This window comes from Bradyrhizobium sp. ma5 (assembly GCF_042258955.1).
Taxonomy (GTDB): Bacteria; Pseudomonadota; Alphaproteobacteria; order Rhizobiales; family Xanthobacteraceae; genus Bradyrhizobium.
The window spans coordinates 834,107-854,274 of the sequence record NZ_CP170156.1 but is presented as its reverse complement, the minus strand read 5'-3'; the positions used below and the strand labels follow the sequence as shown (position 1 = coordinate 854,274).

The 20,168-nt window shown below is 65.9% G+C and carries 21 protein-coding genes and 2 tRNA genes; 5 read left to right on the top strand and 18 right to left on the bottom strand.

Annotation, left to right across the window (positions count from 1 at the left end; translation table 11 throughout):
- Positions 1–76: 76 nt before the first annotated feature.
- Both ACE103_RS03940 and ACE103_RS03935 read right to left on the bottom strand, forming a co-directional pair.
- Entirely contained in the window at positions 77–3,187 is a 3,111-nt protein-coding gene (locus ACE103_RS03940) for an autotransporter domain-containing protein (RefSeq protein WP_375778395.1), read from the bottom strand.
- A 130-nt stretch (positions 3,188–3,317) separates the two neighbouring features.
- On the bottom strand, positions 3,318–3,977 hold the full coding sequence (locus ACE103_RS03935; protein WP_223974358.1) for a peroxiredoxin: 660 nt from the start codon (positions 3,975–3,977) through the stop codon (positions 3,318–3,320).
- A 169-nt stretch (positions 3,978–4,146) separates the two neighbouring features.
- Between ACE103_RS03935 and ACE103_RS03930 the strand changes: the two genes are divergently transcribed.
- A complete protein-coding gene (locus ACE103_RS03930) occupies positions 4,147–5,736 on the top strand; it encodes a winged helix-turn-helix domain-containing tetratricopeptide repeat protein (RefSeq protein WP_375778394.1) in 1,590 nt (529 codons plus the stop codon).
- 61 nt (positions 5,737–5,797) lie between these two features.
- Here the strand turns inward: ACE103_RS03930 and ACE103_RS03925 are convergent.
- From ACE103_RS03925 to ACE103_RS03875, 11 genes are all read right to left on the bottom strand, one after another.
- Positions 5,798–5,873: transfer RNA gene (locus ACE103_RS03925), tRNA-Phe, on the bottom strand.
- Positions 5,874–6,013: 140 nt separating this feature from the next.
- Complete coding sequence (gene yacG, locus ACE103_RS03920; protein ID WP_375778393.1) at positions 6,014–6,196, bottom strand: DNA gyrase inhibitor YacG; 183 nt, start codon at positions 6,194–6,196, stop codon at positions 6,014–6,016.
- A 234-nt stretch (positions 6,197–6,430) separates the two neighbouring features.
- Complete coding sequence (locus ACE103_RS03915; protein ID WP_092123132.1) at positions 6,431–7,060, bottom strand: Maf-like protein; 630 nt, start codon at positions 7,058–7,060, stop codon at positions 6,431–6,433.
- A gap of 195 nt (positions 7,061–7,255) precedes the next feature.
- Complete coding sequence (locus tag ACE103_RS03910) at positions 7,256–7,720, bottom strand: low molecular weight phosphatase family protein (protein ID WP_092123130.1); 465 nt, start codon at positions 7,718–7,720, stop codon at positions 7,256–7,258.
- Between the two features lie 63 nt (positions 7,721–7,783).
- Positions 7,784–8,290, bottom strand: a complete 507-nt coding sequence (locus ACE103_RS03905) for a UPF0262 family protein (RefSeq protein WP_092123128.1) — start codon at positions 8,288–8,290, stop codon at positions 7,784–7,786.
- Positions 8,287–9,582, bottom strand: a complete 1,296-nt coding sequence (gene hisD, locus ACE103_RS03900; RefSeq protein WP_375778392.1) for a histidinol dehydrogenase — start codon at positions 9,580–9,582, stop codon at positions 8,287–8,289. The genes ACE103_RS03905 and hisD overlap by 4 nt, the downstream gene beginning before the upstream one ends.
- Before the next feature lie 164 nt (positions 9,583–9,746).
- A complete protein-coding gene (locus tag ACE103_RS03895; protein WP_375781000.1) occupies positions 9,747–10,175 on the bottom strand; it encodes a DUF2948 family protein in 429 nt (142 codons plus the stop codon).
- 89 nt (positions 10,176–10,264) lie between these two features.
- A complete protein-coding gene (locus ACE103_RS03890) occupies positions 10,265–10,924 on the bottom strand; it encodes an epimerase (protein ID WP_375778391.1) in 660 nt (219 codons plus the stop codon).
- A 51-nt stretch (positions 10,925–10,975) separates the two neighbouring features.
- Entirely contained in the window at positions 10,976–11,800 is an 825-nt protein-coding gene (locus tag ACE103_RS03885) for an alpha/beta fold hydrolase (RefSeq protein WP_375778390.1), read from the bottom strand.
- A gap of 88 nt (positions 11,801–11,888) precedes the next feature.
- Complete coding sequence (locus tag ACE103_RS03880; RefSeq protein WP_375778389.1) at positions 11,889–12,389, bottom strand: hypothetical protein; 501 nt, start codon at positions 12,387–12,389, stop codon at positions 11,889–11,891.
- A gap of 171 nt (positions 12,390–12,560) precedes the next feature.
- A complete protein-coding gene (locus tag ACE103_RS03875; RefSeq protein WP_057018148.1) occupies positions 12,561–12,869 on the bottom strand; it encodes a UBP-type zinc finger domain-containing protein in 309 nt (102 codons plus the stop codon).
- Between the two features lie 219 nt (positions 12,870–13,088).
- Here ACE103_RS03875 and ACE103_RS03870 point away from each other — a divergent pair, with 219 nt between their 5' ends.
- Complete coding sequence (locus ACE103_RS03870; protein ID WP_375777642.1) at positions 13,089–14,021, top strand: IS110 family transposase; 933 nt, start codon at positions 13,089–13,091, stop codon at positions 14,019–14,021.
- A 138-nt stretch (positions 14,022–14,159) separates the two neighbouring features.
- On the opposite strand, the gene ACE103_RS03865 is transcribed toward ACE103_RS03870, so the two are convergent.
- Positions 14,160–15,857 carry an FAD-dependent oxidoreductase gene (locus ACE103_RS03865; protein ID WP_375778388.1) on the bottom strand — a complete coding sequence of 566 codons (1,698 nt, stop codon included), beginning with the start codon at positions 15,855–15,857 and terminating at the stop codon, positions 14,160–14,162.
- 34 nt (positions 15,858–15,891) lie between these two features.
- Entirely contained in the window at positions 15,892–16,089 is a 198-nt protein-coding gene (locus ACE103_RS03860) for a hypothetical protein (RefSeq protein ID WP_375778387.1), read from the bottom strand.
- Between the two features lie 293 nt (positions 16,090–16,382).
- Between ACE103_RS03860 and ACE103_RS03855 the strand changes: the two genes are divergently transcribed.
- Positions 16,383–16,457 (top strand) — tRNA-Thr (locus ACE103_RS03855).
- Between the two features lie 57 nt (positions 16,458–16,514).
- Here ACE103_RS03855 and ACE103_RS03850 read toward each other — a convergent pair.
- Entirely contained in the window at positions 16,515–17,402 is an 888-nt protein-coding gene (locus ACE103_RS03850) for a LysR family transcriptional regulator (RefSeq protein ID WP_375778386.1), read from the bottom strand.
- Positions 17,403–17,564: 162 nt separating this feature from the next.
- On the opposite strand from ACE103_RS03850, the gene ACE103_RS03845 reads away from it, so the two are divergent.
- Entirely contained in the window at positions 17,565–18,440 is an 876-nt protein-coding gene (locus ACE103_RS03845) for an MBL fold metallo-hydrolase (RefSeq protein ID WP_375778385.1), read from the top strand.
- Between the two features lie 45 nt (positions 18,441–18,485).
- On the opposite strand, the gene ACE103_RS03840 is transcribed toward ACE103_RS03845, so the two are convergent.
- Complete coding sequence (locus tag ACE103_RS03840; protein ID WP_375778384.1) at positions 18,486–19,475, bottom strand: zinc-dependent alcohol dehydrogenase family protein; 990 nt, start codon at positions 19,473–19,475, stop codon at positions 18,486–18,488.
- Positions 19,476–19,604: 129 nt separating this feature from the next.
- Between ACE103_RS03840 and ACE103_RS03835 the strand changes: the two genes are divergently transcribed.
- Positions 19,605–19,988, top strand: a complete 384-nt coding sequence (locus ACE103_RS03835) for a helix-turn-helix domain-containing protein (RefSeq protein WP_298368648.1) — start codon at positions 19,605–19,607, stop codon at positions 19,986–19,988.
- Between the two features lie 43 nt (positions 19,989–20,031).
- Here the strand turns inward: ACE103_RS03835 and ACE103_RS03830 are convergent, their stop codons facing one another.
- Positions 20,032–20,157: a hypothetical protein gene (locus tag ACE103_RS03830; RefSeq protein WP_275948971.1), complete on the bottom strand. Its 126-nt coding sequence runs from the start codon at positions 20,155–20,157 to the stop codon at positions 20,032–20,034.
- Positions 20,158–20,168 lie beyond the last annotated feature (11 nt).

Below are 20,168 nucleotides of genomic sequence, written 5' to 3'. Positions count from 1 at the left end.
AGCGTGTTCGCCGCCACGGCTACTGTGATTATTTTGTGCACTGTCATCGCAACACCGTTGCTGCCTCGCCGGGGCGTTACCATTGATACCTCGCTACACCCTTGCCGGCGTAGCTGCGCGTTATGCTCGAGAACTCGCCTTCGAACGTCGCGGCAACGGACCAGCCGTTGCGCCACGTCATCTCCGCCGATGCGGTGGTGAGCGCGGCATCGTGCGCCTGCGCAGCGCCGTTGACCACGAAGCTTGCACCGGGCAGCGCCTGGAAGGTCGCCGCAACATTGCGATCGGCGTTGAAGTCGTGCGCCCAGGCGGCGCGGCCGCGCAGCGTGAGGATCGCGTCATTGAGCGCGAACGACCTGTCGGCGCGCAAACCGAGTTCGCTGCGCGTGGCGGTGACGCTTTTCGCGGCGTAGCTCAGCGCGAAAGTATTGGTGCCGACGATCGCCTGCTCCGCATAGGCCGGTAGATCGAAAGTGGTGAATTGGCCGGCTGCGTACGGCGTGAGGCCGACATTGCCTGTCCACGGCGCCACGAAACGATAGCCGCCTTCGAGCCTGCCGGAGTAGGCATTGGCATTGAAGCGGGCCTGAAGATGATCGGCCCCCGCAATGGTGACGGTGCGGTCAGTGGTGACGTCCTGCCAGCCATAGGCCAGCGCGCCGGTCACATAGGCCGGGCCCGAATTGTGCCGGACGAATGCGCCAGCCTGGAACAGATCGGAGCGGCCGGTGCCGCCGTTCGCGACGCTGAAGCTGGTGCCGCCGCCGGCCAGCGCAAAGCCCGCAACGGTGGAGGGTGAGAACCAATAATCGGCGCCGGCCGTTCCACCGGCGATGCGGCTGGTGGCGGCGTTGGAGCCGAGCGCTCCGTTGCCGTCGGTGGTCTGCGAGCCGCCGAAGCCCGCGGCCCACACACTCCAGCGCGGTGCATCGGCTTGCGCGGGCGGCGCCTTGCGATAGACGGCGGCATAGGCATCGCGCTCGGCACCCGAGCGCTGGCGGGCACCGGCGTAAGCGAGCGTATCGCTGTCGTCGGCCGCATAGCCCGTCGCAGCACCGCTTGGCGAAGCGACGGGATCGCCGCGCCCGGCCACGAACGGGTCGGTCAGCACGCCCATGAACAGGTTCATCGCGTCGAACGTGGTCTGCTGCGTGCCGGTCGCGGTCTCGCCCGAGGCCTGCGTCAGCGCATTGAGCAGAGGGGCACCCGACAGCGCGAACAGGGCGTTGAAGCCGGCCGGCATGGTGCCGCCGCCGGTCAGCGCGTTGTCGATTCCTGCCGCGACGTTCCTCTGATTGATATTGGCGTTGCCCGGCAGCGACGGCGACAGCAGACCGGGGTCGAGCGTCAGCAGCACGTCGTTGCCGACATAACTGAGCCGTGCGTTGCGCGCGAAATTGCCGGCGGTGAGAAAGTCCACGCTGGAGAACCGGCCGCTCACGCTGCCCGTCGTCACGATCGTGTAGGTCGTCGTCGCCGCAAGGCGCGCCAGCGGATCCACCACCACCTTGCCGGCGAGTGCCGCCGCGCCGGTGACGACGGTCTTGTCGGCGATGCTGCCCGACACCTGCACCAGATAGGTCGAAGCCGCGGTCAAAGTCAGACTCCCGCTCACGGTGAGCGTGCCGATCGAATTGCCCGGCGAAAGGGTACCGTCATTGATCAGCGTCGAGCCGACCGTTCCGGTGCCGCCGAGCGTGCCGCCGCTGTTCACAGTCAGGCTCGCCGCTGAGGCGAGATTGCCGTTCACCGACAGCGTGCCGCCATTGACCGTCACCGGCCCTGCGTAAGTCGACGTGCCCGTGAGTGTCCAGTTGGACGATCCGGTCTTGTCGAGCAGTGTCCAGCCCGCGCCGATCTGGCTCACGTCGAAGCTGTTGCTGCCCGCGCCGGCGAACTGGAACGTATCCGTGCCGCTGCCGACCGCCTGGCCGGTCAGCGTGGCCGCCGGTCCGCTCATGATGAAGAGATTGTTGGCGCCGCCGAGGGTCACGGCGGTGCCACCGGTGCCGGTGATGCTGCCCGCATTCGTCACCGTGAAGCGGCCAGTTCTCGTCTCGAGACCGGTCGCGCCGCTGATCGCGCCGTTGTTCGTGACCGTGTTGGCGCCGCCGCTACCGCCGGCTAGCAATAGGCCGGCTTCGGTCGTGCCCTGCACGGTGGCACCGGCGCCGACCGAGATATGCGCGTTGCCGGTTCCGAGCGTACCGGCAGAAACGCCATCTATATTGGAAACGATGTTGCCGTTCACCACGACCGTGAGGTCGCTGGCATTTGTCCGGTTGAGGATCGACGCATCGATGCCGACCGTCGCCGCGAAGATCGTGCCACCGGTCTGCGACACGCTCACGCTTCCGATTCCGGCAGCTCCTCCGTTCGCGAAAATACCATAATTGAACGCGGCGCCGGCGGTACCGATATTGGCGTTCGACGTGACGTTGATGCCACTGCCAAAAGCGACGATGGCGAACGCGTTACCGGCGGCGCCGGGGACGCCGCTGGCATTCGCGATTGTCGTGTTACCGGTCAGCGTGGCGGAGACGTTGCCGCTGGAATTCAGCAGCAAGCCGGTCCCGTTGCCGTCTGTCGTCGTGAGGCTGCCGCCATTCAGGAAGACCTCGATCGCGCTGGTACCCGATTGTGTCCGCAGGGCGGTCACGCCGGAAAAGCTTGCCGTGACGGGCGCGCCGCTCGTGCCGACCGCGATGGCGCCGCTACCACCAGCGATTGTTGTGTCAATGGAGAGGCCGAAGCCCGAGGTTGAGCTGGCACTGCCGTTGCCCGAATAAGCGATGTCTCCACCGCTGGAATTGAGAGTGAGCCCGTTTCCGGCCCCCGTCACCGCGCCGTTGTTGGTGAAGGTGATGGGAGCTCCGGACTGGGTCGTGGTGATCCAGAGCCCGTTGCCGCTGATCGTCTGGCCGGCATTGACCGTGCCCACTGCGCCGCGCAAATTGAACAGCTGCGTATAGGCGTTCGACGTCGTCGATGCCCCGTCGACGTTTGTCGTGAGGATCGTCGCCGTGGTATCGCAGGTGACGGAATTTGGTAACGCTGTAACAGTGCAAGCGGCAAGTGCGCCACCTGGATCGCCGGCAATCACGGCGGCGAAGGTCCCCGAGAAGGCCGTCCCGGCGAGCAACGCGCGCCTGAGCGTCGCCCGCGATTGTTGAAACTGTTGCTGCATTGCCCCATCTGCAATTTGGTGCCCACGTTCCCGGGCCGTGATCTTGGATTCGTCAAGCGCGCACCACTGATGGGCGTCGATCGCACCTGTTGGATGGAAAGTATCCGTCAGGCATCCTCATTCAGCGGCGTCAGCGCGGCTGCGGCACGATGCGAATGTAGGGCTTCGGCGCCTTCCAGCCTTCGGGGTAAGTCTTCCTGGCGTCCTCGTCGGACACCGACCCCGCGATGATCACGTCATCGCCCTGCTTCCAGTTCACGGGCGTCGCGACCTTGTGCTTCGCGGTCATTTGCAGGCTGTCGATGACGCGCAGCACCTCGTCGAAGTTGCGGCCGGTGGTCATCGGATAGACCAGGATCAGCTTGACCTTCTTGTCGGGCCCGATCACGAACACGTTGCGCACCGTCTGATTGTCGGCCGGCGTGCGCTTCAAGGGATCACCGGAGACGGCCGCCGGCAGCATGCCGTAGAGCTTCGAAACGCTGTAGTCGGTGTCACCGATCATCGGATAGTTCGGCGCGTGACCTTGCGTCTCCTTGATGTCCGCGGCCCAGCCGGCATGGCGGTCCACCGCATCGACCGAGAGGCCGATGATCTTGACGCCACGCTTGTCGAACTCCGGCTTGATCTTGGCCATGTAGCCGAGCTCGGTGGTGCAAACCGGCGTGAAGTCCTTCGGATGCGAGAACAGCACCGCCCAGGAATCGCCAATCCAGGCGTGGAAGCCGATCTTGCCCTCGGTCGTTTGGGCCTCGAAATCCGGCGCGATATCGTTGAGCGCGAGTGTCATCGCGGTGTCTCCATGCCTCTTGTGGACCGCCACGACCCGCGGGGCCGGGAATTGCTGCCTGACTTCCACGTTCGGGTCGCCGAAGCTTGCGCCCTGGACCGGCCGGAAGTCATTGCGTAACCCTGAAAAAGTTCTTAAGCGTTTTTGAAATGGGGCGTTTATCCGGGTAATGGCTGCGACTTGCATCATTGGTCCCTTCCGTCTTGATACGCAGGCCGGGATCCTGTTTCGCGGGACCGAACCCGTTGCGCTTGGCCAGCGCGCCGTGGCCGTGTTGCGCGTGCTCGTCGAGCAGGCGGGAATCCCGGTCTCCAAGGATGCGCTGATCGAGGCCGCGTGGGTCGGCCTGACGGTCGAGGAAGGCAACCTCCCGGTCCAGATCGCAGCCCTCCGCCGGGTCTTTGCCAACGAGCCGGACGGCGAGCGTTGGATTGAGACCCTGCCCAGGCGCGGCTATCGGTTCGTCGGCCCGGTGAGCCTCACCACGCAGGCTTCCGCCGCTGGGGCGCCACCGGCCGCGGATTCTCCCGCTGCGACCGAAACGCTTTCGCTTCTGGTCCAGCCGGCCGTCGCTGTGCTGCCGTTCCAGAACATGAGCGGCGACCCGCAACAGGAATATTTCGCTGACGGCGTCGTCGAGGAGATCATCACGACGCTGTCGCGCTTTCGCTCCCTGTTGGTCATCGCGCGCAATTCCAGCTTTACCTACAAGGGCCGCTCCGTCGACGTGAAGCAGATCGGCCGCGAGTTAGGGGTTAGCTTCGTCCTCGAGGGCAGCGTGCGCAAATCGGCCGACCGCGTGCGCATCACCGCACAGCTCATCGATGCGTCAACCGGCGCGCATCGATGGGCAGACCGGTTCGATGGCGCGCTCGAGGATGTGTTCGATTTGCAGGACAGGATCGCCCGGCAGGTCGTGGGGCTCCTGGTGCCCAAGCTGGAGCACTCCGCGATCGAGCGGGCCAAGCGCAAGCCGACCGAAAGCCTCGGCGCCTACGAATATTATCTGCGCGGCACCGCCGCCATCTACCGGTTCACCATCCGCGAGGCCAATGTCGAGGCCTTGCAGCTGTTCAAGCGGGCAATCGAGCTCGATCCGGAATTTGCATCCGCCTACGGCATGGCCGCCTATTGCTACGTCAAGGACAGAACGAACCGATGGCCGACGGATGATCTCGCGCGGGACATCGCCGAGACCGATCGGCTGGCCCGTCATGCGATCCGCCTCGGCCGCGATGACGCACTGGCACTGGCGACTGGTGCAGGTGCGCTGGCCTATGTCGTCCGCGATCTCGACACCGGCGCCGCGTGCATCGATCACGCCCTTCAGGTCAATCCGAACCTAATGTGGGCGTCCTATTTCGCCGGTTTCATCAAGAGCTGGATGGGCGAGCCGGATGCCGCCGTCACGCATCTCGCTTACGCGATGCGCCTCAGCCCGGTCGATCCGCTGATGCCGCTGATGCAGGCCGCGATGGCGCACGCTCATTTCTTCGCCGGCCGCTACGAGGAGGCGTCGTCCTGGGCCACCACGGCGCTGCAGGGTACGCCGAACCTGCTGCCGGCTTTGCGCATCGGCGCATCGGCGGATGCCTTTGCCGGACAATTGGAGCCGGCGCAAAGGACCGTGGCCCGGCTGCTGCAGATCAATCCCAACGAGCGCGTGTCCAACCTGGAGGCCATCTACGGACCCTACCGGCGTCCGGACGATGCCTGGCGATACGGCGAAGGACTGCGGCGAGCCGGATTGCCGGAATGAGTGCCGCAAGATTATCCGACTGCGGATGGTTTGTTGGCTATGACAGCGCTTAGCTGCTGGATGGTGCCCAGGGGCGGGATCGAACCACCGACACTGCGATTTTCAGTCGCATGCTCTACCAACTGAGCTACCTGGGCAAACCCGCGGGGCCGAAAAGGCCGAAGCGAGCGGGCGGTTTATAGAGAGGTCGGGGCGCTGTGTCCACCCGGCTTCGCGAAACGCTTCGCCGGACGCCGCCCACTTGGCGTTATTTCCCCAACTTGTTGGAAAATCTTGGCTATTCCGGGTCCTCCGCGTCGTCCTCGCGGCCGGGAACGACATAGCGGCCGCTGAGCCAGCGGTTGAGGTCGACGTCGCGGCAGCGCGACGAGCAGAACGGGAGAAAGGCCTGCTTGGCGGGCTTGCTGCAGATCGGGCAGGTGCGCGCGGTGGCCGGGGGTGTTCGGGCTTGGTCAGTCATGGCTGGGACGGAGTTTACACCAGTTGGCGATTTGAGGAGGCGGCCGCATGTTCCACTCCGCTCCCTCTCCCGCTTGCGGGGGAGGGTTGGGGTGGGGGTATCACAACAAGTCATGTCGCGGAGGGAGCCCCCACCCGCCGCGCGTAGCGCGTCGACCTAAGAGCGAGCTTCGCTCGTCTCGACCCCGCAAGCGGGAGAGGTGCGCTGCCGATGCCGCAAGAGATTTGAATTACCTCACACCGCGACGGCGTTGAGCCAGCCGTGGCGGATCGGAAAGCCTTCGCCGCCGAGCAAGGTCACGGTCTCGTAGAGCGGCAGCCCGACCACGTTGGTGTAGGAGCCGACCATCTTGACCACGAAGGATCCGGCGATGCCCTGCACCGCATAGCCGCCGGCTTTGCCGCGCCATTCGCCGGAGCCGATATAGGCCTGGATGTCGTCGTCGCTGAGCCGCTTGAAGCGCACGCGCGTCTCGACCAGGCGCTGGCGGAACGCCTCGCGCGGCGTCACCACGCAGATCGCGGTGTAGACGCGGTGGTTGCGGCCCGACAGCAGCCGCAGGCACTGCGCGGCCTCGTCGACCAGATTGGCCTTCGGCAAGATGCGGCGGCCGACCGCGACGACGGTATCGGCGGAGATGATGAAGGAGCCCCGCAGATCGTCGTCGAGTTGCACCGACTTCAGCGCCGCGTCCGCTTTCGCACGCGCCAGGCGGTTGGCGCAGGCGCGCGGCAGCTCGCCCCGCCGCGGGGTCTCGTCGACATCGGCCGGACGCAGCGCGTCGGGCTCGATGCCGGCCTGGTTGAGCAGGGCCAGCCGCCGCGGCGAACCGGAAGCAAGAACGAATTTGGGACGGCCTAGCATGCGGGCTTTTGGGCTGAATCGGGGGGACGGACGCGGGCGGAACCTATCGGATGGGGCATGGATGCACAACCTTGGAACCGGCCGCGAATCGCGCTTCCCCGTGGGCGACAAGGCCCCATAAGCACAGCTGTTTGTCAGTCTGGCGACAAGGGGCCGACCCTGCGAATCGGAACATGCAGGTCCCAGCGATGAGCCCTACAGGTTCGCTACACCGGCCTTGGTGAATCGGCGGCGGATGCGCAGCAACAGGCCGTCGCAGACCTCGCGATAGGCGGCGAGTTTCTGCTCGCGATTGCCGCTGGTGCCGGTCGGATCAGGGGTCGGCCAGTATTCGACAGCGGCGGCGAGCGTCCGGGTCAGATCCAGCGCCTTGTGGTGCGCCTCGGGCGACAGCGTGATGATGAGGTCGAAGTTCAGCCCCTCCCAGTCCTCGAGCTCCTCGAAGGTCTGCGGCTTGTGGCCGGAGATGTCCTGGCCGAACTCGGCCATCACGGCGACCGCGAACGGATCGAGCTCGCCCTTCTTCACGCCGGCGGAGCGGACATAGACGCCTTGCGGGAACATCTGCTGCAGCAGGCTTTCGGCCATCGGCGAGCGCACGGCGTTGTGCCCGCATGCGAACAGCACGGCCTGCGGGGAGCGCGCGCGTGGCGCTTCCATGCGATCAGGCTTTTTTCGACCGGGGTACGCCCCCGTCGTCTGGCGAAGTAACCATGGCCGGGATCATGCGCCTTCACCCTTCCAGTGCAGCACAGTGATCAGCGTGAACAGCCGCCGCGCGGTCTCGAAATCGACGCGCACCTTGCCCTTGAGCCGCTCCTGCAGCGTGCGCGAGCCCTCGTCATGGATGCCGCGCCGGCCCATGTCGATGGCCTCGATCTTGTCCGGTGTCGCGGTACGGATCGCCTGATAGTAACTGTCGCAGATCATGAAGTAGTCCTTCACGACACGGCGGAACGGCGTCAGCGACAACAGATGCGCCACCACCGGCGCGCCATCCTCTTTCCTGATATCGAACATCAGCCGGTTGCCGGTGATCGCGATATGCAGGGTATAGGGCCCCGGCCCGGCTGCGCCTTCGGGCGCGAACAGGTTCTGCTCGACCAAATCGTAGATGGCGATCGCCCGCTCATGCTCGATGTCGGGGCCGGAACGGCCGATCGATTCCTCGTCGAGCGTCACCGCGACGATGCGATTGTTGGAATCCTCGTCGTCTGGTGGCTTGTTCATGAGAGGTTGAGGCGCAATCCGACGGAACGTGAATGGGCATCGAGACCCTCGGCCTGGCCGAGCGTCATCGCGGCGGGCCCGAGCGCACGAAGCTGATCCGGCCCGCACCGCAGGATCGAGGTTCGCTTCATGAAGTCAAGCACCCCGAGGCCCGAGGAGAACCGCGCCGAGCGCGCGGTCGGCAGCACGTGGTTGGAGCCGCCGACATAGTCGCCGATCGCCTCGGGCGTATGGGGCCCGAGGAAGATCGCGCCGGCGTTTCGGACCTGTTTCGACAGGCCCTCGGCGTCAGCAGTCATGATCTCCAGATGCTCGGCCGCGATCGCATTGGCGAGTTCGACCGCGTCGTCGAGCTTTGCGACCATGATGATCGCGCCGAAGTCGTCCCACGAGGCGCGCGCAATCGCCGCACGCGGCAGCGTCGCAAGCTGCGCCTCGACCGCACGCTCGACATCGGCGGCGAGCCGTGGGCTGTCGGTGATCAGGATCGACTGCGCGCTGACGTCATGCTCGGCCTGCGCCAGCAGATCGGCCGCGATCCAGTCGGCATTGCCGGTGTCGTCGGCGATGACGAGCACCTCGGACGGGCCGGCGATCATGTCGATGCCGACCTTGCCGAACACCAGCCGCTTGGCGGCGGCGACATAGGCGTTGCCGGGGCCGACGATCTTGGCGACCGGCGCGATCGTCGCGGTGCCGTAGGCCAGCGCCGCCACCGCCTGGGCGCCGCCGACCCGGTAGATTTCCGAGACGCCGCCGAGACCCGCTGCTGCGAGCACCAGCGGGTTGAGCTTGCCGTCCGGCGCCGGCACCACCATGACGACCCGCGGCACGCCGGCAACCCGGGCCGGCACCGCATTCATCAGCACCGAGGACGGATAGGCCGCGGTACCGCCGGGCACGTAAAGCCCGACCGCATCAACCGCGCTCCAGCGCCAGCCGAGCTCGACGCCGGCGGCATCGGTGAAGCGCTCGTCCTTGGGCAGCTGGCGGCGGTGAAAGGTCTCGATCCGGTCGCGCGCGAATGTCAGCGCCTCGACGGTCTTGGGGTCGCAGGCCGCAACCGCAGCGTCGATCTCGGCGGCGGTGATGCGCAGGCCGGCGGCGGCGATGTCGAGCCGATCGAACTTCTTGGTCGCCTCGAGCAGCGCCGCATCGCCGCGGGCCGCCACGTCATCGACAATGGCGCGGGTGGCGCGCTCGACGTCGGCCGATACCTCGCGCTTCGCCGCCAGAAATTCGCGGAAACGCTGGTCGAAATCGGCGCTCTGTCGGTCCAGGCGAACGGGCATGGCGGCTTTCTGAAGAGGAATTCGGGTCCCTGCTCAATGGCGCGGCGGATAATGGCCGTCAACCCTTGGGGCTGCGTCATTCCGGGGCGATGCGAAAGCATCGAACCCGGAATCTCGAGATTCCGGGTTCGGTCCTGCGGACCGCCCCGGAATGACGAGCTCAATTACCCCGCCCCCACCCCGAGGTCGTCTTCCCCGAGATCGGTCAATTCGCACTCCAGGCACTCCACATCGAGCCGCAGTGCTCCGCCCTGGCCGAACATCAGCAGCGCGCTGCCGCCCGGCGGGTCGGAGGCATGGAATTCGATCCCGAGCAGTTCCAGGCTGGCCTCCGGGGCCTCCAGGTCGATATTGCGCGACTTGCATGCCAGCACCCGGTCGAACCTGAGCGCGGCGATCAGCCGGCGCGAGCAGGTGCCACCGGCCAGGGTCTGCTCCCAGTCCAACCGGTTCAGGCCGACCACGAGGCGTTTCTCGTCCTGGCGCCAGACGATGTCGGCGGGCTGGACGCGTGCGTCCTGGACATGGGCGGAGATCACCGCGAGGTCATCGGCATCGAGGGCGATCAGTTTCAGCGGTGCGGGTGGAGACATGACGGTGGTTATAACGCCTTCGGCCGCCGGAGGTACCACCTCGCCGAAGGAAATCCGGCGCAAGGGAACCGGCCCCTGCCACCGCCCCGTCAGAGGCTGTTGATGTCCTCGCTCTCCAGCACCGGCTTCGGGTAGCCGTCGCGGGCGACTTTCAGCATGGCGCAGCCGAGCTGTTCCGAGGTCGTCATGTAGCTCGGGGCAACCCGCACCAGGAACGAGAGCAGCGGCGAGGTCGCGACATAGATCGCCTGCACCCAGGGGGTCTTGGAGCGGACCCCGTGCAGCGGCTGGATACCGGCGGGCCGGAACATGTAGGCGGCCTTGAACGGCAGCTTGAGCAGGTCGTTCTCGGTCTTGCCTTTCACGCGCGCCCACATCAACGGGCCCAGCTCGGTGGAATCGGTGCCGCGCCCGGTGACATAGGTGAACACCATGCCGGGATTGAGCCGCGCCAGCGTTGTCGCCGCTGCCAGGGTGATGTCGTAGGTCAGATGTCGGTAGCGCGCCTCGTCCATGCCGATCGAGGAGACGCCGAGGCAGAAGAAGCACGCGTCATAACCCGTGAGCTGCGGCTCGATCGCGCTGTAGTCTGCGAAATTGTCGCAGGCTAGCTCGACGAGCTTTGGATCGCGCTGCCCGGCCGGGCTACGCCCGACCGCGAGCACGCGCTCGACGCCGGGATCGAGCAGGCACTCGCGCAGCACGCCCTGCCCGACCATGCCGGTCGCGCCGAACAGGATGACTTTCATATCGCGTCCTCTTCCCCGGCCTTACCGGATGCGCTCACGCGCAGCCGCCCGTCACCCCTTGATGAACGCCAGCAGATCCTTGTTGATCGTCTCGGCTTCCGTGGTCGGCATGCCGTGCGGAAAACCTTTGTAGGTCTTCAGCGTGCCGTTCTTCAAAAGCTTGGCCGAAAGCGGGGCGGAATCGGCGTAGGGCACGATCTGGTCGTCGTCGCCATGCATCACCAGCACCGGCACGTTGATCTTCTTCAGATCCTCGGTGAAGTCGGTCTGCGAGAACGCGACGATGCCGTCGTAATGCGCCTTGGCGCCGCCCATCATGCCCTGCCGCCACCAGTTCTGGATCACGGCTTCCGACGGTTTTGCGCCGGGCCGGTTGTAGCCATAGAACGGCCCGGCCGGAATATCGCGATAGAACTGCGAGCGGTTGGCCGCGAGCTGGGCCTGCAGGTCGTCGAACACCGACTTCGGCAGCCCGCCGGGATTGGCCGCGGTCTGCACCATCAAGGGCGGCACCGCGCTCAGGATCGCGGCCTTCGCGACCCGGCTCTCGCCGTGGCGGGCGATGTAATGCACCACCTCGCCGCCACCGGTGGAATGGCCGACATGGACGGCATTCTTCAGGTCGAGATGCGCGGTGACGGAAGCGAGGTCGTCGGCATAGTGGTCCATGTCATGGCCGTCGGCGACCTGGGCGGAACGGCCGTGGCCGCGGCGATCGTGGGCGACCACGCGAAAGCCGTGACCCACGAAGAACAGCATCTGCGCGTCCCAATCGTCCGACGACAGCGGCCAGCCATGACTGAACACGATCGGCTGACCCGAACCCCAATCCTTGTAGAAGATGTCGACGCCGTCTTTGGTGGTGATGGTGGGCATCTGATTGCTCCTCTTGTTGCGTTACGTCATTCCGGGGCGACGCGCAGCGTCGAACCCGGAATGACGTGGCATGAACAGATGTGTCGGATCAGGCGAACGTGACCGGCCTGAACCGGCGCCAGGCACCGATGATCACCACGGCGAAGAACACCAGCACGATGCCCTGCACCACCGCGAACGCCGGACCGGACGGCGGGTTCGGCGGCACCGCCGGCGCCAGCGCCTGTAGCGCAGGCACCTTGAGGAAGCTCTGGATCACGAGCACGAAGACGTTGAGATAGAGCGAGACCATCGCGGTCACGATATAGATCGGACGCCAGGCGCCCTTGAGCTGCATCGCATACAGCGCGATGCAGGCGATCGCGAGCAGCACCAGCGAGAGGCCGCCGATGATGTGCGAGGGCAGCAGCTTGTCGGTCACCAGAGGCGGGATCACGAAGCCGGTGGCGTTGGTCAGAATCGTGAGGATGAGGAAGATCGCGGTCAGCCCGGGCATCGCCCGCGAGCCGAGCAGGCCGAACATCACGATCACACCGGCGACGATAGCGATCAAACTGATAATGACGTGCACAAGCACTAACGTCGTCATGTGGCGCACTCCCCGCTGAGACCCGCGCACGAGGTTACGATGCGTGCCGGAAAATTGCTACATGGTTCGATAGCAGGACGGCTGACATCTCATGAAAATTCGTCGGCGCCGACACTTGCCGAAAATTGTCGCACGCGTGTCGTACGCACGTGCGCCTCGTGAGACATTGAATCAATAATAGCGCGGGATCGGCCCGTTATGCGGGGTCTTGCGCTTCGACAGGTCGAACAGCACCTCGTCGACATAGCACCAGCCCCAGCCTTCGGGCGGATCGTAGCCCTCGATCACGGGATGCCCGGTGGCGTGGAAATGCGCCGTCGCATGCCGGTTCGGCGAGTCGTCGCAGCAGCCGACATGACCGCAGGTCCGGCAGATCCGCAAATGCAGCCAGCGGCTGCCGCTCTTCAGGCATTCCTCACAGCCGAGCGCGCTCGGCGTGACGTCCTGGATGCCGGCGATATGGGTGCAGCCTTTTGTCATTTGCGACCTCTTACTTTGTGCGCCTCTTCAACCCGTCATCCTTGTAAGTCTCGAATCGCCGGATCGGATAGAGTGTCCGGTGCGGTGGCGGACGGGAGACCGCTTCATCCAAGGGCTTTGAAGCCCGTGCCTCAGCGCGGCGCCCCGTCCGTTGTTCCATTGAACCCGAACAGTCGCGAGGGCCGCCTGGCGAGCCCGGTTGCGCAAGGAGGGGTGCAGATGGACGCGATCTACGTTGGCATTGATGTGTCGAAGGACCGGCTGGACGTGCATGTGCGTCCGAGCGGGGAAGCCTTTGCCGTGGCGCGTGACGGCAAAGGCTTGGAAGAGCTCGTTGCGCGCTTGCAGGTGATCTCGCCAGCGCTGATTGCGGTGGAGGCAACCGGCGGCTTCGAGACCATCGTCGCTGCTGCGCTGGCGGGCGCTCAGCTGCCGCTGGTGGTGGTCAATCCGGCCCAGATCCGGCACTTCGCGCAGGCGGTTGGTCAGCGTGCCAAGACGGACCCGATCGATGCGGCAGTCATCGCGCGGTTTGTCGAGGCCGTAAAGCCGGAGCCACGTGCGATGCCGGATCAGGAAGCTCGGCTGCTGGCTGAACTGGTCAGTCGCCGACGGCAGATCATCGAGATGATCGTTGCCGAGCGTCAGCGCGAGAAGCGGGCCGAGAATGTCCGCGTCCGCAAGAGCCTTGCCCGCCATATCAAGGTCCTCGAGAAGGAGCTGCCGGAGATCGACAACGACATCGACACGCTGGTGCGCGGCTCGCCAGTCTGGCGCGCCAAGGAGGAACTGCTGGTCAGCTTTCCTGGCGTGAGCAACACCCTCGCGCGGACCTTCCTTGCCGAGGTGCCGGAACTCGGCGCACTCAATCGGCGCCAGATCGCGAGCCTCGCCGGTCTTGCCCCGTTCACCCGCCAGTCGGGCCGCTGGAAGGGCAAGAGCATGATCGGCGGCGGAAGAGCCAAGCTGCGCGCCGGGCTCTACATGGCCGCTCTGTCGGCCAGCCGATACCATCCGCAGCTCAAGGTCTTCTACCGGCGCCTGGTGACCGCTGGAAAGCCCAAGATGGTCGCCCTCATCGCCGTTGCGCGCAAAGTTCTCACCACCCTCAACGCCATGCTCAGGGACCAAAAACCATGGCAACCCGCTTGACGAAGAACACAGTCGCTGAGGCGCGAGCGGAGCGAGCCTCGAAGGATGAACGGCCCAGCTGGTGGCCGATTCATCCTTCGAGGGCCGCTGAAGAAGCGGCCACCTCAGGATGACGGGGATAGTGCCGTACCGACATTGCTACAACGTCGGGCTCCCGTCATCGGCAAGATACCCGTGCAGCGCGGCAACGACCTGAGCGCCCTCGCCGATCGCGCCGCCGACGCGCTTGACTGATCCGGAGCGGACGTCGCCGACCGCGAACACGCCGGGCACCGAGGTCTCGAGCAGCGGCACCGCGGGCGCGCCCTCGCCGTTCTGCACGCCGGTCATCACGAAGCCGCCGCGGTCGACCTGCACGCCGCAGCCCTCGAGCCAGCCGGTCGCCGGATCGGCGCCGACGAACAGGAAGAGATTGCGGATATCCATGGTGAACTGGTCGGGCGCGAGCCGGCTGCGCCAGCGCACGCGCTCCAGCGTCTCCGTGCCTTCGAGCCCGGTCACCTCGGTGTTGAACATCAACTCGATGTTCGGCGTCGCCTCGATGCGCTCGATCAGATAGCGCGACATGCTGGCGCCGAGGCCGCCGCCGCGGATCATCATGTTGACCCGGCGCGCATGCGCCGAGAGGTACACCGCGGCCTGGCCTGCGGAGTTGCCGCCGCCGACCAGCACGACATCCTGGTTGGCGCAGAGCCGCGCCTCGATCGGCGAGGCCCAGTACCAGACGCCGCGGCCCTCATAATTCTCGAGATGGTCGATCGCCGGCCGGCGATAGCGCGCGCCGCTCGCGACCACCACCGACTTGGCGCGCAGCGTGTGCCCGCATCCGGTGGCGAGCGCGAACGCGCCCGACGCCTTCGAGCAGTCTAGCGATTTGATCGAGACCGGGATCAGCATCTCGGCGCCGAACTTCTGCGCCTGGTTGAAGGCGCGCCCGGCCAGCGCCTGGCCGGTGATGCCGGTCGGGAATCCCAGATAGTTCTCGATCCGCATGCTGGCGCCGGCCTGGCCGCCGAAGGCGCGGGAATCGAACACCGCGACCGACAGCCCCTCGGAGGCCGCGTAGACCGCGGTGGAAAGCCCGGCCGGGCCACTGCCGACCACCGCGACGTCGTAGATCTTGTCCTGCGCACTGTTGCCGATCATGCCGAGCGCCATCGCAAGCGCGGTCTCGGACGGATTGCGCAGCACCGTGCCGTTCGGACAAACCACCAGCGGCAGTTCGGCGCGCGTCGGCGAATAGCGCGCGACGAGGTCGGCGGCATCCTTGTCGGTCTCGGGATCGAGCACGTGATGCGGCTGGCCATTGCGCGCCAGGAAATTCTGCAGCGGCGCCATGTTGCCGACCGACGCCGAGCCGATCAGCACCGGCCCGCCGGCGCCGCCCTGGATCAGGCTGACGCGGCGCAGGATCAGCGCGCGCATGATGCGCTCGCCGAGATCGGCCTCGGCGACCAGCAGCGCGCGCAGCCGCTCGGGCGGCAGCAGCAGCGTCTCGACGGGACCCTCGGCATGGCCGTCGACCAGTGCGGCGCGTCCGGAGAGCTGGCCGATCTCGGCAAGGAATTGCCCCGGCCCCTGGTCGATGATCGGCGTGACACGGCCGAGGCCATCGCGCTGCGAGATCGACACGCAGCCCGACAGCACCACGAACATGCCGGGCCCCGGCTTGCCGGTCTCGAACAGCGCCTCGCCATCCCCATACGACCGCGGCTCGCCGAAGCGGCGCATCCGCTCGATCTCGTGCCCAGTCAGGGTCGGAAAGGTCTGCTCGTGGCGCGGAAAGGCGGTGGCGCGCGCGTTGAGGGGAGTGATCATCGTGTCGTCTACAGCCATCGACCTGCTTCCTCGCAGCCAAGTTGCGAACCGGCTAACGCTCCGGTCCGTTTTCGTCCGCGACATCTAGGTGAGTGGCGGGCAATTCGGAAGACGCGGCCTCGTCGCGACCGCGCGCCTGCGATTTCCGCCGCTTCAGGTTTTCGCGCAGCGCCAGCTTGAGACGATCCTGTCGTGAATCCTTCACGCGGGCTCCGGCCTGCCCGCCGCCTCTGTCCCGCTCGCCTGTCATTGCAAAAACTCTCGAACCGCCGTCGCGCCTTCCGCGAGGCCGACCATAGCCAATGGCGGATGCCTACGCACCCTGCCCGGTCGGCCAGTTGCAAGACGCGGCACGATTCGCGGCAAAAGGGCGATCGGGAACCAAATCAGGCCGCTATCGGCCTGATCCGGAGCGATCAACGCCGCCGAGCGTGAATTCCGCGGATTTCACGGCCACCCTTTTGCTTGCGCCTGAGGGGGCCTTGTGGCAAGAACCGCCCCGCTTGGACGGGCCTTGAGGGGCCGATTCTAATTCCCGGGCATGCTGCCGTAGCTCAGTGGTAGAGCACTCCATTGGTAATGGAGAGGTCGACAGTTCAATCCTGTCTGGCAGCACCATCTCTTTCCGCTGATACATCAGCCACTTACCGACTAATTTGAGCTCGTCTTCGCAGCTCAGGCTGCGAGCTGCCGGGTGATCGCATCGATGGCGACCCGTGTACGCAGCGGCAGGAACTGCGCGTCCGGCCAGATCAGGAAATAGCTCAGGCGCAACGCCGCGTGCTCGGTCAGGACCTGCACCAGCCGGCCTGTCTCTAGCCGATCCTCGACGAGCCACCGCGGCAGCCAGGCGAAACCCATCCCTGCCTCGGTCGCATCGGCGATGCTCTGGAGGTCGTCGAGCAGCAGCCGCTTGCGCGGCATGACATCGAGCTCGGTCCCGCCCGCGCGAGGGAAGCGCCAGGGTCGCGGCCGGCCCGAACGGCTGTAGAAGATGCCATCATGGTCGGCGAGCTGCGCCGGTTCCTGCAACGGCCGTGCGGCGGCGTAAGCAGGCGCGGCGCAGACGACCATCGGATACTCCGCCAGCTTGCGGCTGATCAGACCGCCACCGTCGGCAGGAAGACCGCTTCGCACACTGAGGTCGTAACCCTCGCGAAGCAGATCGCTCGGCCGATCGCTGAACGCCAGCACGAGATCGAGCGCGGGATGTTCGGTCGCGAGCTGGACCAGCAGCGGCGCGATCAGCATTCGCCCGTAGATCACGGGAAGCGTGACGCGCAGCATGCCCCGCACGGCGCCGACATGATCCTTGACCATGGCATCGGCCGCATGCGCTTCCGACAGCACCGCCTTGCAGCGGTCGAAATAGGCGCGCCCGAGATCGCTGAGCGCCATCTTGCGGGTCGTCCGATGCTCGAGGGTCGTGCCGAGATGCGCCTCGAGGGAACGGATGTGCTTGCCGGCCATCGGCGCCGAGATGCCGTAAGCACTGGCGGCGGCCGCGAACGAGCCGAGCTCGACGGCCTTGACGAACACTCCCATGCTGAGAAAGCGGTCCATTGCAAACCCCTGGTTCATTCTGATGTGCCTGGCGGCGCGTTCTCTTCTCGAAGAAGCGGGCTCATGAATGAGGGCAACCGAGTGCGTTGCGCCAGCGGACCAGCTCCGTCGCGGCGTCCGGTGCGGCAGAGCCGCCGTGATCGCCCCTGAACAGGAGACCGCATGTCCCAGCGTCCAACGTCACAGGCCCCGGGCCTCAATCGCCGCCGCGTCGGCGACACCGTCGTCACCGTGTTGAATGACGGCTATCTCGATCTCAGCTTCGAGCTGCTTGCCGACATTACCGTGGCGGAGGTCGAGTCGATGCTGGCCACCGCGCATCGTCCGCCCGACCCGCGCTTCAGTGTCAGCGCCTTCCTCTTGCAGGACGGGACCCGCACCGTTCTGATCGACAGCGGCGGCGGCGGCTTCAACGGCTGGGGCGGCAAGCTGCCGGGCGCACTTGCCGCCGCAGGGGTTGCTGCCGGCGAGATCGACGCGGTGCTTCTGACCCATGCACATCCCGACCACATCGGAGGTCTCGTCGGCGCAGACGGCACGCCCGTATTCGCCAATGCAGAGCTGATCCTGTCGGACGTCGAGCTGACTTTCTGGGCCGATGCCGCTCGCGCTGACGCCGCGCCGGAGGCCATGCAACCGATGTTCGCGCTCGCTCGCGCAGCCTTCGCGACTTACGGCAAGGCCCTGCGACCGGTCAAAAGCGGCGAAGTCGTGCCCGGCATCGAATTCGTTGCGCTTCCCGGCCACACGCCGGGCCATGGCGGCTACAGGGTGTCGTCCGGAAGCGATACGTTGCTGGTCTGGGGCGACGTCACGCACGTGCCCGATGTGCAGATCAAGCGGCCGGACGTCACCATCGCCTTCGACGCGGATCCCGATCAGGCCCGCACGACGCGCCTGAAGACGCTCGATATGGCGGCAGCAGAGCGCACCTTGATCGCGGGGCCACATCTCAACTTCCCCGGCCTGATCCACGTCGTCCGGTCAGGTACCGGTTTCGACTATTATGAAGAGCCATGGTGCCCCGCGCTGATCTAGAGAGCCTTCGTGCGCTCGGTGCGTGACCTCAGACGGTCACTACCGTCAGACGGTCACCACCACCTTGCCGACCTGCGCATTCGCCTCGAGGAAGCGATGCGCTTCGACGATGCGCTCGAACGGGAAGGTCCGCGCGATCCTCGGACTGAAATGCCCGGAGGCGAGACCCTGAAGCACGAACTCCTTCGCCTGCTCGAGCTTGTCATCCTGCGACGTGACTTCGAACAGCTCATAGCCGCGGATGGTCAGGTGACGTCCCAGCACCGCCATCAATGGCAGCGGCGTCGTATCCGGGCTCAGTGCGCCGTAGATGAAGATGATGCCGCCGACGGCGGTTGCTTGCGCCAGCTTCTCGAACGCCGGGCCGCCGACCGGATCGAACACGACGCGCGCGCCCTTACCGTCGGTGATGCGCAACAATTCGGCCGTCACATCCTGTTCGGCGGTGGCGATGACATGCGCGGCGCCGGCGGCCTTCAATTCGTCCGCCTTCGACGACGTTCGAGACAGCGCGACGGGCAATGCACCGACGTAACGAGCCACCTGAACGGCCGCCAGGCCGACGCTGCTCGATGCGGCCGGGATCACGACGACGTCGCCTTTGGTGACCTTCGCGATGTCGATCAGCGCACCCCAGACGGTGACGAACGGCATCCAGATCGCCGCGGCCATCTCCCAGCTCAGCGAGCGCGGATGCTTCACGACCGCTCTCGCCGGCGCGATCACATCCTCGCCGTACATACCGTATTCGGCGAAGCTGAACGCCGGGATCACGTTGACGGCGTCGCCGACCTCGAAGCCGTCGACGCCATCGCCCACGGCGTCGATGATGCCCGCGGCTTCATAGCCGAGTTGCGCGGGAAACACCGGCGCGGACACATAGGCACCCGACCGGTACATCGCCTCTGCCCGGTTCAGCCCAATGGCCCGGGTCTTGATGCGGACCTCGCCCGCGCCCGGTACCGGGATCGGGATGGTTTCGATCTTCAGCACCTCCGGGCCACCGACCTGATGGAACCTCACGCTCTTCGACACGCCGTCGTCTCCTGATGTTCATGGCCGCCCGACGCAGGTCAGCGGCACGATCCATCTGGAGGGCAGTACCCGGGTGCGCTATACTGTAAAAATTGGCCGGTACTATCCTAAAGCGTAGTGTCCCACGATATGCAGAAGCAGAGACGATACGATCTGGTTCCCGGCTGCTCGATGGAAGCAGCGGTCAACTTGATCAACGGCAAGTGGAAGTCGGTGATCCTCTATCACCTTCTCGACGGCACCCAGCGGTTCAACGAACTGCACCGCCATCTGACCGGTTGCACGCCGCGCCTCCTGACCAGGCAGCTGCGCGAGCTGGAGGAGGACGGACTGATCCAGCGGACCGCCTATCCGGTGATTCCTCCGAAGGTGGAATACAGCCTGACCGAGGAGGGACGATCGCTTGGTCCACTGTTGCTGCAGCTCCGCGATTGGGGCCAGGGCTGGCTGAACCGGCGCGGCCGCAAGACGCTCGCCGATCGGGTGCTCGACCAATCCGGGGCGCCTCACTAGCGGACGAACGAATCCAACCGGTCGCCATGCCCATGCTGCATCATCAATGCGCGAGCAGCAGCCCCGCCCCGCCGATCATCAACACGACGTAGAACGCGAACACACTGCCGACCCATTTCCAATCGATCTGTCCGTGTTCGGGGCTGAGGCTTTCGATGATGCCGTGCATGATGGTTTCCT

What these genes read in the sequence shown, in the direction of transcription:
- ACE103_RS03940 (WP_375778395.1), bottom strand. Translation starts at nt 3,187, where the DNA reads ATGCAGCAACAGTTTCAACAATCGCGGGCGACGCTCAGGCGCGCGTTG.
- ACE103_RS03935 (WP_223974358.1), bottom strand. Translation starts at nt 3,977, where the DNA reads ATGACACTCGCGCTCAACGATATCGCGCCGGATTTCGAGGCCCAAACG.
- ACE103_RS03930 (WP_375778394.1), top strand. Translation starts at nt 4,147, where the DNA reads ATGGCTGCGACTTGCATCATTGGTCCCTTCCGTCTTGATACGCAGGCC.
- yacG (WP_375778393.1), bottom strand. Translation starts at nt 6,196, where the DNA reads ATGACTGACCAAGCCCGAACACCCCCGGCCACCGCGCGCACCTGCCCG.
- ACE103_RS03915 (WP_092123132.1), bottom strand. Translation starts at nt 7,060, where the DNA reads ATGCTAGGCCGTCCCAAATTCGTTCTTGCTTCCGGTTCGCCGCGGCGG.
- ACE103_RS03910 (WP_092123130.1), bottom strand. Translation starts at nt 7,720, where the DNA reads ATGGAAGCGCCACGCGCGCGCTCCCCGCAGGCCGTGCTGTTCGCATGC.
- ACE103_RS03905 (WP_092123128.1), bottom strand. Translation starts at nt 8,290, where the DNA reads ATGAACAAGCCACCAGACGACGAGGATTCCAACAATCGCATCGTCGCG.
- hisD (WP_375778392.1), bottom strand. Translation starts at nt 9,582, where the DNA reads ATGCCCGTTCGCCTGGACCGACAGAGCGCCGATTTCGACCAGCGTTTC.
- ACE103_RS03895 (WP_375781000.1), bottom strand. Translation starts at nt 10,175, where the DNA reads ATGTCTCCACCCGCACCGCTGAAACTGATCGCCCTCGATGCCGATGAC.
- ACE103_RS03890 (WP_375778391.1), bottom strand. Translation starts at nt 10,924, where the DNA reads ATGAAAGTCATCCTGTTCGGCGCGACCGGCATGGTCGGGCAGGGCGTG.
- ACE103_RS03885 (WP_375778390.1), bottom strand. Translation starts at nt 11,800, where the DNA reads ATGCCCACCATCACCACCAAAGACGGCGTCGACATCTTCTACAAGGAT.
- ACE103_RS03880 (WP_375778389.1), bottom strand. Translation starts at nt 12,389, where the DNA reads ATGACGACGTTAGTGCTTGTGCACGTCATTATCAGTTTGATCGCTATC.
- ACE103_RS03875 (WP_057018148.1), bottom strand. Translation starts at nt 12,869, where the DNA reads ATGACAAAAGGCTGCACCCATATCGCCGGCATCCAGGACGTCACGCCG.
- ACE103_RS03870 (WP_375777642.1), top strand. Translation starts at nt 13,089, where the DNA reads ATGGACGCGATCTACGTTGGCATTGATGTGTCGAAGGACCGGCTGGAC.
- ACE103_RS03865 (WP_375778388.1), bottom strand. Translation starts at nt 15,857, where the DNA reads ATGGCTGTAGACGACACGATGATCACTCCCCTCAACGCGCGCGCCACC.
- ACE103_RS03860 (WP_375778387.1), bottom strand. Translation starts at nt 16,089, where the DNA reads ATGACAGGCGAGCGGGACAGAGGCGGCGGGCAGGCCGGAGCCCGCGTG.
- ACE103_RS03850 (WP_375778386.1), bottom strand. Translation starts at nt 17,402, where the DNA reads ATGGACCGCTTTCTCAGCATGGGAGTGTTCGTCAAGGCCGTCGAGCTC.
- ACE103_RS03845 (WP_375778385.1), top strand. Translation starts at nt 17,565, where the DNA reads ATGTCCCAGCGTCCAACGTCACAGGCCCCGGGCCTCAATCGCCGCCGC.
- ACE103_RS03835 (WP_298368648.1), top strand. Translation starts at nt 19,605, where the DNA reads ATGCAGAAGCAGAGACGATACGATCTGGTTCCCGGCTGCTCGATGGAA.
- ACE103_RS03830 (WP_275948971.1), bottom strand. Translation starts at nt 20,157, where the DNA reads ATGCACGGCATCATCGAAAGCCTCAGCCCCGAACACGGACAGATCGAT.